Consider the following 13,017-nt stretch of genomic DNA (forward strand, 5'->3'; position numbering starts at 1 on the left):
GTGCGGCAGGGAAGTAAGGGAAGTAGCGGAGAAGGAAGAGGAAGTGCCGACCGTGGCTCAGAGCACCGAGACCGACTGGGTCTCCCGTTTCGCGGACGAGGTCATCGCCGAGGCGGAGCGCCGCGCGCCCGGCAAACCCATCGTCTGCGCCTCGGGCCTCAGCCCGTCCGGGCCGATCCACCTCGGCAACCTGCGCGAGGTCATGACCCCGCATCTGGTGGCGGACGAGATCCGGCGGCGCGGCCACGACTGCGTCCACATCCTGTCCTGGGACGACTACGACCGCTTCCGCAAGGTGCCGGCCGGTGTCGACCCCTCCTGGGCCGAGCACATCGGCAAGCCGCTGACCAGCGTGCCCGCCCCGCCGGGCAGCGACCACGCCAACTGGGCCGAGCACTTCAAGGCCCCGATGGTCGAGGCGCTGCTGGAGTTGGGCGTCGAGGTGCACCCGATCAGCCAGACCCTGCAGTACACCACCGGCGCCTATCGGGAGCAGATCCTCTTCGCGATGCGTGAGCGGGGCCGGATCGACGCGATCCTGGACCGCTACCGCACCAAGGACCGCCCCGGCGAGCAGGCCGCCAAGAAGGCCGCCGGAGCCGGCAAGCAGCAGCAGAAGCAGGGCAAGCTGGACGCCGCCGACGCCGCTGCCGCCGAGGCGGCGGCGGAGGGCTCGGGCGCTGCCGCCGAGGACGACGGCAGCGCCGGTGCCGCCGGCTACTACCCGTACAAGCCGTACTGCTCGGCCTGCGAGCGGGACCTGACCACCGTCACCGGCTACGACGACGAGACCACCGAGCTCTCGTACAGCTGCGCCTGCGGCCACACCGAGACGGTGCTGCTCTCCGAGTACAACAACGGCAAGCTGGTCTGGAAGGTCGACTGGCCGATGCGCTGGGCCTACGAGGGGGTCGCCTTCGAACCCTCGGGAGTCGACCATTCCTCGCCCGGCTCCTCCTACGTGGTGGGCGGGCAGATCGTCCGCGAGGTGTTCGGCGCCGAGCAGCCCATCGGGCCGATGTACGCCTTCGTCGGCATCAGCGGCATGGCGAAGATGTCCTCCTCGAAGGGCGGGGTGCCGACCCCGTCCGACGCGCTCCAGATCATGGAGGCGCCGCTGCTGCGCTGGCTGTACGCCCGCCGGAAGCCGAACCAGTCCTTCAAGATCGCCTTCGACCAGGAGATCCAGCGGCTGTACGACGAGTGGGACGCCCTGAGGCGGCGGGTCGCGGACGGCACCGCGCTGGCGGCCGACGCCGCCGCCTACCGGAGGGCGACCCGGACGGCCGCCGGTGAGCTGCCGGAGACTCCGCGCCGGCTGCCCTACCGGACGCTGGCGTCGGTGGTGGACATCACCACCGGCCACACCGAGCAGACGCTCCGCATCCTGCGGGAGCTCGACCCGCAGGACCCGATCACCTCGCTGGACGAGGCGCGGCCCCGGCTGGACCGGGCCGAGCAGTGGATCACCACCCAGGTCCCGGCCGAACAGCGGACCAGGGTGCGGGAGGAGCCGGACGCCGAGCTGCTCGGCTCGATCGGTCCCGAGGAGCGCGAATCGCTGCGGATGCTCGTCGACGGTCTGGACGAGCACTGGTCGCTGGACGGGCTGACGACGCTGGTGTACGGGGTGCCGAAGCTGCGTGCCGGTTTCCCGGCGGACGCCAAGCCGACGCCCGAGCTGAAGGCCGCCCAGCGGGCGTTCTTCGTGCTCGTCTACCGGCTGCTGGTGGGCCGGGACACCGGGCCGCGGCTGCCGACCCTGCTGCTCGCGGTCGGTAGTGACCGGGTGCGGAAGCTGCTGGGCGGCTGAGCGCCTGCACAGGGCTGGTGGGCGTCCGGTCGGTCTGGTCGGGCGCCCACCGGCGGCTGCTCTCAGGGGATGTGCTCGGGTTCGGGCTCGGTGCTGTAGCGGTGTTTGAAGGCGCGTAGGTACCGGCGGAGGGTGGCTTCGCTCAGCGGGCCGCCGGTGCGGCCCCGGACGCCGTAGTGGTCCATCAGGTAGAGCGCGAACTGCCGGGCGTTGGGGAAGTCGCCGTGCTCGCCGGTGTAGCGGCGGAACGCGCCGAAGTACGCGTCCTCCAGCGGCATGTCGTCGGGGAGCCCCGGGGCGGTCAGCAGTTCTTCGCTCTCCGCCTCGAAGTCCTCCGCGCGCTGGTGCGGTAGCGGGGTGGGGTGGGCGCTGCCGAGGTTGCGCCGGCGGCCGGGGCCGACGGGGACGGTGACCTGCGCCGGATCGGTGGGCAGCTCGTCCGGGTGGGCGAATCCTGGCTCGGGCGGAGCCGCCGGTACGGGATGCGCTGCCTGTGGTTCCTGCGCTGCCTGCGGTTCCTGGGCTACCCGGGATTCCTGTGGTTCCTCGGGCGCGGGCTGCTGCTCCGGCTCGGTGTGCCCGGCTTCCGGTTGCGCGGCGGCCGGCGGCTGCGGCTTGGCGTCCGCGGCGTCGATGGCGGGGGGCGCTTCGGCGGCGGGTGGCTCCTCCTTCCGGAGGTCCGCACTCGGGAGCGCGGGCGTCGTCGAGCGGGTCGGTTCTATGCCGGCGGCGGCGAGGCCGTCCGAGGCGGTCTCGGCGAGCGGTATGCCGTAGCGGGCCAGCCGGAGCGGCATCATCGCCTCCACGGGCGCCTTGCGGCGCCAGGCGCGCCCGTAGCGGGCCCGCAGCCGGGCCTGGTAGACGAGGCGCTCCTGTTCCAGCCTGATGACCTCTTCGTAGCTGCGGAGCTCCCACAGCTTCATCCGCCGCCAGAGCCGGAAGGTGGAGGGGAAGGCGAGCAGCCAGCGGGAGAGCCGTACGCCCTCCATGTGCTTGTCCGCGGTGATGTCGGCGATCCGGCCGATGGCGTGCCGGGCCGCTTCCACGGACACGACGAAGAGCACCGGGATCACGGCGTGCATGCCCACGCCGAGCGGGTCGGGCCAGGCCGCGGCGCCGTTGAAGGCGATGGTGGCGGCGGTCAGCAGCCAGGCGGTCTGCCGGAGCAGCGGGAACGGGATCCGGATCCAGGTCAGCAGGAGGTCGAGGGAGAGCAGTACGACGATGCCGGCGTCGACACCGATCGGGAAGAAGGGGGAGAAGGCGCCGAAGCCCTTCTGTTCGGCGAGATCGCGGACCGCGGCGTAGGAACCGGCGAAGCCGATCGCCGCGATGACCGTCGCCCCTGTCACGACGACGCCGATCAGTATCCGATGCGAGCGTGTCAGCTGTGGCGCGGGCACTCGCCCTCTCCTTCCGCTTCGGCAACTGGCGGGCACAGCCTGGCACACCCGTGCGAAGGTCGTGCGCCGAGTACGGTGCGGAGCCCGCTCCGGCAGCGGCACCTTCTTCGCGGATCGGGGGAGATGTACCGCTTCGGCGGGTGCGTTCGGGAGGGCGTCCGCACGGTTGCCTTGAGGCGACACCGGCCCTCCTTGCGGGCGGCGGTGCCAGGGGCGGTCGAGGGGTGCGCTGTCGCGGCATGTGGCCTTCGAGGTACGGGTGGAGCCCAGGACCCGTCCCGGTTGCCGGCGGGGGGAAGGTGCGTCACCCTGCTAGGACAGGAGCTGAGGCTCGGGAAATCGAGGTGCCGGTATCGGCGCCGTCCTCGTGGGGCTGCGTAACGCGGCGTGTGACGGCGTGTCGGGGCCGTGGGGCCGAGGAGGCCCGCGGACAGCGGCCCGAGACCGCTGGTGGCGGTTGGGAATCGTTGACCACACCGGTCGGTAATTCATGTTCGACGGCCACCTGAGGTGGTGAGCAATGAATGAATCCGGGGAAGCGGCAGCACCACCTCGGTTTGACGGGCTCCGCGCCATGTTCATCAACGCGACCCTCAAACGGTCTCCCGAGATCAGTAACACTGACGGGCTTGTCGAACTCAGCTCCGGCATCATGCGCCGACACGGTGTGGAGGTGGATGTCGTCCGGGCGGTCGACCACGACATCGCGACCGGGGTGTGGCCGGATATGCGGGAGCACGGTTGGGCTCATGACGCTTGGCCGGAACTCTACGAGCGGGTGCTGGCCGCCGACATCCTGGTGCTCAGCGGCCCGATCTGGCTCGGCGACAACAGCTCGGTGATGAAAAGGGTGATCGAGAGGCTTTATGGTTGCTCGAGTCTGCTCAACGATGCCGGCCAGTACGCCTATTACGGGCGCGTCGGTGGATGCCTGATCACCGGTAACGAGGACGGTATCAAGCACTGTTCCATGAACGTGCTCTACAGCCTGCAACACCTGGGCTACACCATCCCCCCTCAGGCCGACGCCGGGTGGATCGGCGAAGCGGGACCCGGGCCCTCCTATCTCGACCCGGGCTCCGGCGGCCCGGACAACGAATTCACCAATCGCAACACCACGTTCATGACCTACAACCTCCTGCACGTGGCCGCCATGCTGCGACGGGCGGGAGGGATCCCCGTCTATGGAAACCAGCGCACCGAATGGGACGCGGGCTGCCGCCCCGACCAGCCCAACCCCGAACACCGGTGAAGCCCGCGAGCTGGGAGGAGAAGTCGTGACACAGCAGGTAGTCGCTTCTCGGGACGCTTGGCCACGGCTACGGGTGTCCGACTGGACCGAGACGCGGGACACCTTGCACCTGTGGACCCAGATCATCGGAAAGATCCAGCTGAAACACGCGCCGATGGTGAACCACTGGTGGCAGGTCTGCCTCCATGTGAGCCCCCGAGGACTGACCACCTCGGCTGTTCCCTACCGTTCGGGAATTTTCGACATCGAGTTCGACTTCCTCGACCAGCGGCTCGACATCCGCACCAGTGGCGGCGATGCCCGAAGCGTCGCGCTGCGGTCCCGGTCGGTCGCCGACTTCCATGCGGAGGTGCTCGGGGCGCTGGGGAAACTGGGGATCGAGGCGGCGATTCAGCCGCATCCGAACGAGGTCGAGCCAGCGGTGAAATTCGCCGATGACCTGGAGCACGCCACGTACGATCCCGACGCGGCGCAGGCTTTCTGGAGGCAGCTGCTACAGGCCTACCGTGTGATGACCAGGTTCCGCGCCCGATTCATGGGAAAAGTCAGCCCGGTGCACTTCTTCTGGGGAAGCATGGACCTGGCCTGCACGCGCTTCTCGGGACGGAGCGCGCCGCCCCATCCCGGTGGCGCTCCCCACCTCGGCGACTGGGTTATGAGGGAAGCCTACAGTCGTGAACTGAGCAGCTGCGGATTCTGGCCCGGGGGAGGAGAGGAGGGCGCCTTCTACGCCTATGCCTATCCGGCACCGGATGGATTCGCCGAGCACCCGGTCTCTCCCGAAGCCGCCTCCTTCAGCGCGGATCTGGGTGAGTTCCTGCTGCCGTACGAGGCCGTTCGGACCGCTGCCGATCCCGAGGGCGATCTGCTGCGCTTCCTGCAGACCACTTATGAGGCTGCCGCCGAACGCGGCGGCTGGGACCGCGGCGCGCTGGAGCAGGACCCCGGCCGCTGGAACGATCGGTATCCGTCGTGACCCCCCGCACCCGCCGCCGGCGGAATGGTTCCGCGAGCCGAGACGCACGTATCTCGACGCGGAGGACGATGTGAGTGGCGCGAGAGACGATGACTTCGCGGCGAAAGCGAAAGATCTCGACTGTGCGGCGCTGACGGACGCGATGGGGCGAGTCCACGGCCACCGTGCGCCATCCTCGGCCTCACCAGTCCTGATCCCAGCCGGCCGCTCTTCGGGCCGGCAGTCACCATCGCGTACCTGCCGTACCGCGACGACCTGGAGGAGTCCCCTGCCGGATTCACCGACCTGTTCTACGAGGCGGTCGGAGAATCCCCGGCCGGGTGTGTGCTGGTCCTGTCGAGCGGGGGATACCCCGATGCCTCACACGGCGGGGGAACGAAGCTGTCCAGGGTGGCGAACCACGGGCTGGCCGGTGTGCTGGCGGACGGAAGGCTGCGTGACTTCGACGAGCTCCGGGCACATGGGTTCGCGGTGTGGTGCCGAGGGGAGGCCACCCGCTGGGGCGGAGACACGGTGATGCCCTATGCGGCCAACGTCGCCGTCGAAGTCGCAGGGGTCTGCGTGGTCCCGGGCGACTACGTGTTCGCCGATTCCTCGGGGGCCGTGGTGATTCCCGCCAGAAGCCTGCCGCGTGTGCTCGATGAGGCGGCCAGAGTCGATGCCGAGGACGCCGAGGCCGCCGAGCGGATCCGCGGCGAGGAACTACCGCGCTGAGGAGAGACTGCCAGTGCTGTGACCGGGAAGGTCTGCCGGGAAGCTCGCGGCGTCCGGTGCTGGGGGCACCTCCCACGCCCGTTCAGGGCGGTGGAGGAACATCGCAAGGCGGAGCACCACTCGGGTACTGGATGTACTCGGGTGATGTGACAGCGCGGCGAGGAGCCGTGCCGGGCGTCGCGAGCCGGTGAACCTTCCCGGTCACAGCACCAGGGGGCGCCCCGGCGGAACACGGTCCGAGCCAGGGCCGGACCGGGCGAGGGCCGGACAGTGCCCTAATCGTGTTGACCGCCCCGGCAGGCAGTGCTGGAGTCGGCGCGTGGACAGCATCCCCGCCAACCGGCGGCTCTGGAACCAGATCAGCAGCGCCTACCAGCACAGGCACGACCCGAGAATCGGCGCCACACCCCGGCTGTGGGGCATGTACTCCATCCCCGACGCGCACCTGCACGCCCTGGGCGACGTCACCGGCAAGCGCGTCCTCGAACTCGGCTGCGGTGCCGGCCAGTGGTCCAGGGCGCTCGCCGCCGAGGGCGCCACCGTGGTCGGGCTCGACCTGTCCGAAGCCCAACTCGACGCAGCAGCCTGCGCGATGGGAGCGGCCCGCTATGCGCTAGTGCAAGGCGCCGCCGAACAACTCCCCTTCGCAGCCGACAGCTTCGACCTGGTGTTCTGCGACTTCGGTGGGCTCAGCTGGGCGCCCCCGCACCTGGCCGTCCCGCAGGCCGCACGTGTCTTGGGCCGAGGCGGGCGCCTGGTGTTCAACGTCGCCAGCCCATGGTTCGAAGCTTGCTACGACGAAGCCGCCAGCCGCGTGACCACGACGCTGCAGCAGGACTACTTCGGGCTGAACACCATCGCCGAAGGCGACGGCGCGACCAGCTATCAGCTCACCTACGGCGACTGGGTCAAGGTCCTGCGCGGCGCGGGTCTCATCATCGACGACCTCATCGAGCCGCGGCCCGAACTCGGAACCCCCAATGGCTACAACGAAACCGACCCGCCCGACTGGGCACACCGCTGGCCGGCGGAACTGCTCTGGGTAACGCACAAACCGTAAGTCCCCGCACCGAGACGTGGAGGCGTCCCCTCGCCGGACAGGCCCAGTCCCATGCTGGTGATGTGGCTTCCACACCCGGCGGCGGCCATCGGCGCGCCTCACGTCAGTGAAGAGGTGCCCGGCCCCCGCACCCAGTAGCGGCCCTGGGTGTCCCCGGGGCAGGGGCACCAGCGAACTTCAGGTCGGCACAGGCTCCATCACGAGGGGCCCTGCCCACAGACCGTACTCACGCGGTGGCTCGGGGTGGGGGTTCGGCAGATCGGGCAGCTGTATGTGGTGGTCACCATCGGCATCGTGGTTCTGACAGTGTTCCTGATATCCGCCGTCGTCCTGGTCTGCCTGATTCCGAAGATGCGGCGCCTGAGCCAGGCCGCCAAGGAAGCGGATGAAGTACGCAAGGCGAGAGCAGCGGCAGCCGGCTGGCGGATCATCGAGGATCCCTCGGACCTCCCGAAGCCGGTGCGTAAGAGCAGCACCCGTGGCAGTCTACGGCTCCTGATGGCGGTTCACCGGCGTACCGACGACGTCGATATATGGGCCACCAGCGTGGAGGCGATGGGGGATGGGAGTCACCGCGGCCTCTCTCGTCCTCGTCCACCTGCGGCCCGTGCAACACATCGGGGACGCGCCGAAGATGCGTGTGCTCCCCCGGGAGACCGGCCGTCCCCCGGCGGGACAGGAGGGCGCCCCGTTCGACCGCCGCTACGAGATCGTCTCGCGCGACATGGAGCGCGCCCGCGCGCTCGTGACAGATGAGGTCCACCAGCTGACTGTGCGACAGGACCTGGTCAGCTGGTGGTTGCGGGACCAAATGCTGATCGTGCAGTTCGACGGGATGGGTCAACCGGCTTCCCTGCATCGCCGCCTCCCCGGGCTGGTGCGCCTGGCGAAGGCCGTGACAGGGACACCGGCAGCCTGAGCGAATCACCGGGGACGGCTGCCAGGAACGGAGCTCAAGGGCGTGAGCTGGGCCACGGCCGCCACTTCCCTCCCACCTTGCCTTCCACAGCTGAGCGGGGTTCCGGGGTGCGGTGGGGCATCCACACGGATCGGTGGTCCCGCGCCGGACACGGACACCGCCAGCACGGCGTTTCCGGGCCGCGGGCTCGAACCCGGCCGGGTCCGTCCATGCCCGGGTGCGGCTGCGGTGAGCACAACTCCACGGAGAGGATGTCCGCGCCGGCAACTCGACGGCCCAGCGGGTCGCACCGAGCAGGACGCCCGTAACGACCGCCCGACTCCCGTGACCTCCGCAGAGCTGTTCGGCCAGAAGGCGGTCGGCGCTGCTCCGCGCTGGGCGGGGGCTACGGGGTGCCTCGCGGTGACCGTTTTACTTCCCCAGTCATTACCTGACTAAAGTCAGAGAATGACTGGGGAGCAGGTAGAACAGGTGCGGCGCTTCAACCGGACGGTCGCCGAGCGCGTGGGAGTGCTGCAAGACCGTTATCTGGGCGGTGCACGCCCCTACGGGCAGGCCCGGCTGCTCTGGCAGATCGGCGACGAGGGCACAGACGACGTCCGCAGCGTTCGAGCCCGACTCGGCCTGGACTCCGGTTACGTCAGCCGGCTGCTGCGGGCGCTCGAGCGCGACGGCCTGGTCGCCGTCGAGCCCCACCCTGGCGACCGGCGGGTGCGCACCGTACGGCTCACCGAGGCCGGGCGGAAGGAGCGCGCGCTTCTCGACGACCGCAGCGACGCACTGGCCGCATCGCTCCTCGACCCGCTCGACACCCGGCAGCGGGAGAAGCTGACCTCGGCCATGGCGGAGGTCGAGCGGCTGCTGACCGCATCGGTGGTCTCGCTGGAAGTGCTCGACCCCGACCACCCGGACGCCGCGTACTGTCTGCGGGCTTACGCCGCCGAGTTGCAGGGGCTCATCGAGGGGGGCTTCGACCCCGCGAACAGCCTGCTCCCCGACCCGCGAGAACTGCGTGCGCCACTCGGCCTGTTCCTCGTCGCCCGGCTGCACGGCGATCCGGTCGGCTGTGCCGGGCTCAAGCTGACGACGGGAGCCCCCGCCGAGATCAAGCGGCTGTGGGTCTCCCCCCGGACCCGCGGGCTGGGCCTGGCCCGGCGCCTCCTGTCCGAACTTGAGGAGCGTGCCACCCGGCACGGCAGCGATCTGGTGCGCCTCGACACCAACCGGGCCCTCGAAGCGGCCACCCGTCTGTACCGCGACAGCGGGTACACCGAGGTCCCGGCCTTCAACGACGAGCCCTATGCCCACCACTGGTTCGAGAAACAGCTCACCTCCGGCATCCGTGAGTTCACGTGATCGGAGCGGTCGCTGCCGTCCCGGAGGTCGAACGCCGGGTCGGATTCTCGCCAGCTTCCGGCGCTGGTGCGAGCAATGCTCAAGGTCATGAACCGACTTGAAGGAAACGTGGCCCTGGTCACGGGCGGCAGCCGGGGGATCGGAGCCGCTGTGGCATTACGGCTGGCCGAAGAGGGCGCCGACATCTTGCTGACCTATGAGAACAGCGCGGAACGCGCCACCCGGGTGGTGGAGCAGATCGAGGCCGAAGGGCGCCGGGCACTGGCCGTCCAGGCCGACAGCGCCACCCCCGAGGCGGTTACCGCCGCCGTGGACGAGGCCGTCGCGATGTTCGGCAGACTCGACATCCTGGTCAACAACGCCGGCGTCTTCCTCGTCGGCCCACTCGAAGACCTGGGGTCGGCAGAGATCGATCGCACCCTGGCGGTGAACGTCCGGGCGCCGTTCGCGGCGTCCCAGGCGGCAGCGCGACACATGGGCCAGGGCGGCCGCATCATCAACATCGGCAGCAACGTCGGTGAGCGTGCGGTCTTTCCGGGACTGGCGCTGTACTCGATGAGCAAGACGGCCATGGCCGGGATGACGAGGGGCCTGGCCCGGGAACTCGGTCCGCGTGGCATCACCGTCAACCTGGTGCATCCCGGCCCCACCGACACGGAAACCAACCCTGCTGACGGACCGAACTCGGAGGTGATCGCCGGCTTCACGGCTGTGGGCCGCTATGCGGAAGCCGCCGAGATAGCGGGCACCGTCGCCCATCTGGCGAGTGCGGACGGGGCGTACATCACCGGAGCGTCGATCCACGTCGACGGCGGCTTCACCGCCTGACACGCGAGCTCGGCGCCGCAACCGCGTTGAGGAGCCAGCTCGCAAGAGAGACGGCCACCGCGAGATCACCGGGAGGTGTGGACTCCTGAAGATCGTGCGGTGGCCGCAGGCCGTAGTGCGGACCCAGGTCCGTGGGTCGACCGCATGACGCCGGCGCATCATGCTTGTCATGCCCGTCCTGGCTGCCTTCGTCGTCGAGGCAGGAACGCTCGCCCGCTGACCGTAGCGGGAGGTTGCGGCAACGAAGGGAGGGGCCGTATCTGCTGCCGTGAGCCTGCCGAGGTTTAGGAAGGACCTCGGAGATGTCGCTTCTTTACCGTGCCGTCACTGACGGCCACAACCTGGCACATGTGTGCGATGCCCATGCGTCGAATACGGTGCGGAGCAGCTCCGCGAGCGGTGCAGTCTTCGCCGAGAACGAGATGTGCCGCCGCTTCGGTGGGTGGATCGAAAGGGAGCCGACCTCCGCTGCGGATTCCTCCGGCCGCGTCATACCCAGCACTCTCATCGCATGCTGGAAGCCCCCGACTGTCGGTCATGACCGATACGCTCCGAAGTCGGGTCACCGTTGGACCGAGCCGGCCGCGCCACGGGCGGTTACGCTGACGCAGAAGCCGGCATTAGGCGGTGAAGGCAGAGAGGGGGACAGGTGCTGCTCCGGTTCCGCCTGGCGAACGTACGCTCGCTCAGAGACGAACACGAGCTCACTTTTGTCGCACCCGGTGACGAGTCCGGCGCGCGTAGAGCCGTTGCCGAGGAGCCCGGCAGCGGTGTGCCTGAGCTCAAGGAAGCCGTCCCTGACGAGCCTGGCGCGACAGAGCCCAGCGCAGTGGCGCGCAGGTTGGTACTGGCTGGTGACCGGTCGGTTGACGTCTTTCCGCTGGTCGGCATCTTCGGAGCCAACGCCTCGGGCAAGTCGAACGTACTGGCGGCCCTGACCGACATGCGCAACGCGGTGCTGAATTCCTACGGACGCTGGGCCTCGTACGACGGCACCGTACGGGTTCCCTTCGCCCTGGATGCCGAGGTGAGTGACGAGCCGAGCTTCTTCGAGGTGGATCTAACGCTTGACGATGTGCGCTGGACCTACGGCTTCGAGCTCGGCTCGGAACGCGTCGAGGCGGAGTGGCTGCACAGCTACCCCCGGGGCCGCCGCCAGATATGGCTCGACCGCGATGCTTCACGCCAGAAGGAGTACCAGTGGCCGGGCAATCGGGTGAGGGACCGCTCCCAGCTGGAGCGGCGCACCCGCCCCAATGCTCTGCTGCTGTCCACTGCCGGCACGGACAACCATCCCCAGCTCTCTCCGCTCTTCCACTGGTTCCGTCGCAATCTGTGGCTCATCAACCCAGAGGTCGAACGCAAGCATCGTGAGGTGTTCACGGCGAAGGAGCTGTCCGGCAGACGCGCCCGTCGCATCACCGAGCTGCTGCGGATCGCCGACCTCGGGATCACCGGGGCGGAGGTTGTCCAGAAGGGCGGGGAGGGGCCGGAGGTCAAGCTCGTCCACCGGTCAGCCGCCGGGGAGGTGGCTTTCGACTGGGGGCAGGAGTCCTTCGGTACCCGCTCCTGGTTCGCGCTGCTCGGACCGCTGCTGGCGGCGCTCGACGAGGGAGCCGTACTTCTCGTCGACGAGCTGGATGCGAGCCTGCACCCGCGGTTCGCCGCAGAGGTCGTGCGTCTGTTCCACGAGCCGCAGGCCAATCCCAGGGGCGCGCAGCTGATCTTCACCTCGCACGATCCTTCCGTGCTGACGACCCCGAGCGGCGGTCGCCTGTTGGAGCCGGGGCAGGTGTGGCTGACCGAGAAGGGCTCGGACGGCGCGACCGAGCTGTATCCGCTGACAGCGGCCTCCCCGGGGGAGGCCGAGGACCTCATGAAGTCGTATCTGGCCGGCGCCTTCGGTGCCGTGCCCGCGCTCCTGGAGGGGCAGATCGCCCGAGGGCTGATGGCGGCCAACGAGCCAGAACGTGAGTTCGAGCCGGGGCGGTGCTGATGGCGCGTACCAGGGGGAGGGACTCGCTGGGGCCGGCGAATCGGTCCGGGCGGCGCCGCAAGGTCGTGCACGTCTTCACCGAGGGTCGGGTGACCGAGCCCGAGTACATCCGGATCGTTCGGGAGCGGGCCGGTGCCACCGGCGTGGAGGTCCGTATCGCCAACGCTTCGGCACCTGGCTCACAGCGCAAACCGATCAAGCTCGTCGAAGCCGCGACCCGGCTGATGCGCGAGGAGACCAGGGCGGCCAAGCGCAGCCGCCTGGAGAAGGCGTACTGGCCGGCGGTCTGGTGCCTGTTCGACCGTGACCAGCACGAACTCGTGGAGGAGGCGCTGAAGCAGGCCGAGGACGCCGGGGTGCGGGTCGCCTTCTCCCACCCCTGCTTCGAGGTGTGGCGGCTGCTGCACCACAAGTCGGTGACCGGCACGTTCGGTGGCGTCTGCGATATGGCGGCGGCGCGGTTGCCGTTCGCCAAGAGCGCCGTGAACCTCAAGGCGGTACTACCCGAACAGATCCCGCCGGGCAGCTACGCGGATGCCAGGAAACGTGCCGAGAAAATGAACGCGGCCCATGACACGCATGTGCCGAAGGTGCTGCGCGACCCGTACACGGACGTCTTCGAGTTCGTCGAGCAAGGCATGGGTGTCACCTCCTACTGACCGCTGCCGACCGGTCCGGTCGCACGGTTATCAACGGACCC

11 protein-coding genes are annotated in these 13,017 nt (G+C 69.3%); 10 read left to right on the plus strand and 1 reads right to left on the minus strand.

Annotation, left to right across the window (positions count from 1 at the left end; genetic code table 11):
- Positions 1 to 43 precede the first annotated feature (43 nt).
- Entirely contained in the window at positions 44 to 1,813 is a 1,770-nt protein-coding gene (gene lysS, locus BGP73_RS12305; RefSeq protein ID WP_069814373.1) for a lysine--tRNA ligase, read from the plus strand.
- A 62-nt stretch (positions 1,814 to 1,875) separates the two neighbouring features.
- Here the strand turns inward: lysS and BGP73_RS12310 are convergent, their stop codons facing one another.
- Positions 1,876 to 3,216, minus strand: a complete 1,341-nt coding sequence (locus BGP73_RS12310) for a DUF2637 domain-containing protein (RefSeq protein WP_069814374.1) — start codon at positions 3,214 to 3,216, stop codon at positions 1,876 to 1,878.
- Between the two features lie 520 nt (positions 3,217 to 3,736).
- Here BGP73_RS12310 and BGP73_RS12315 point away from each other — a divergent pair.
- The 9 genes from BGP73_RS12315 (at position 3,737) to BGP73_RS12360 (ending at position 12,976) form a co-directional block, all read left to right on the plus strand.
- The gene (locus BGP73_RS12315; protein WP_069814375.1) at positions 3,737 to 4,468 is read left to right on the plus strand and encodes a flavodoxin family protein; all 732 of its coding nucleotides are present in this window, start codon (positions 3,737 to 3,739) and stop codon (positions 4,466 to 4,468) included.
- Positions 4,469 to 4,493: 25 nt separating this feature from the next.
- A complete protein-coding gene (locus tag BGP73_RS12320; RefSeq protein WP_069814376.1) occupies positions 4,494 to 5,444 on the plus strand; it encodes a DUF5996 family protein in 951 nt (316 codons plus the stop codon).
- A 255-nt stretch (positions 5,445 to 5,699) separates the two neighbouring features.
- On the plus strand, positions 5,700 to 6,158 hold the full coding sequence (locus BGP73_RS12325) for an RraA family protein (RefSeq protein WP_244501197.1): 459 nt from the start codon (positions 5,700 to 5,702) through the stop codon (positions 6,156 to 6,158).
- 319 nt (positions 6,159 to 6,477) lie between these two features.
- Positions 6,478 to 7,218 (plus strand): class I SAM-dependent methyltransferase, encoded by a 741-nt coding sequence (locus BGP73_RS12330; RefSeq protein WP_069814377.1) that lies wholly within the window; start codon positions 6,478 to 6,480, stop codon positions 7,216 to 7,218.
- Between the two features lie 562 nt (positions 7,219 to 7,780).
- On the plus strand, positions 7,781 to 8,137 hold the full coding sequence (locus BGP73_RS12340) for a hypothetical protein (protein ID WP_069814379.1): 357 nt from the start codon (positions 7,781 to 7,783) through the stop codon (positions 8,135 to 8,137).
- Between the two features lie 447 nt (positions 8,138 to 8,584).
- Complete coding sequence (locus BGP73_RS12345) at positions 8,585 to 9,493, plus strand: bifunctional helix-turn-helix transcriptional regulator/GNAT family N-acetyltransferase (RefSeq protein WP_069814380.1); 909 nt, start codon at positions 8,585 to 8,587, stop codon at positions 9,491 to 9,493.
- An 87-nt stretch (positions 9,494 to 9,580) separates the two neighbouring features.
- Positions 9,581 to 10,321, plus strand: coding sequence for an SDR family NAD(P)-dependent oxidoreductase (locus BGP73_RS12350; RefSeq protein WP_212732808.1), 741 nt, complete (start codon positions 9,581 to 9,583; stop codon positions 10,319 to 10,321).
- Positions 10,322 to 10,970: 649 nt separating this feature from the next.
- Complete coding sequence (locus BGP73_RS12355) at positions 10,971 to 12,317, plus strand: AAA family ATPase (protein WP_079127476.1); 1,347 nt, start codon at positions 10,971 to 10,973, stop codon at positions 12,315 to 12,317.
- Positions 12,317 to 12,976: an RloB family protein gene (locus tag BGP73_RS12360; protein WP_069814766.1), complete on the plus strand. Its 660-nt coding sequence runs from the start codon at positions 12,317 to 12,319 to the stop codon at positions 12,974 to 12,976. Before BGP73_RS12355 ends, BGP73_RS12360 begins: the two co-directional genes overlap by 1 nt.
- The last annotated feature ends 41 nt before the right edge of the window (positions 12,977 to 13,017 follow it).

Source organism: Streptomyces sp. TP-A0874, from assembly GCF_001748085.1.
In the GTDB taxonomy this organism is placed as follows: domain Bacteria; phylum Actinomycetota; class Actinomycetes; order Streptomycetales; family Streptomycetaceae; genus Streptomyces.

Excerpts from the sequence above, each read along its gene's own strand:
- BGP73_RS12315 (WP_069814375.1), top strand. The coding sequence starts at position 3,737 with ATGAATGAATCCGGGGAAGCGGCAGCACCACCTCGGTTTGACGGGCTC.
- BGP73_RS12340 (WP_069814379.1), top strand. The coding sequence starts at position 7,781 with ATGGGAGTCACCGCGGCCTCTCTCGTCCTCGTCCACCTGCGGCCCGTG.
- BGP73_RS12345 (WP_069814380.1), top strand. The coding sequence starts at position 8,585 with ATGACTGGGGAGCAGGTAGAACAGGTGCGGCGCTTCAACCGGACGGTC.
- BGP73_RS12350 (WP_212732808.1), top strand. The coding sequence starts at position 9,581 with ATGAACCGACTTGAAGGAAACGTGGCCCTGGTCACGGGCGGCAGCCGG.
- BGP73_RS12360 (WP_069814766.1), top strand. The coding sequence starts at position 12,317 with ATGGCGCGTACCAGGGGGAGGGACTCGCTGGGGCCGGCGAATCGGTCC.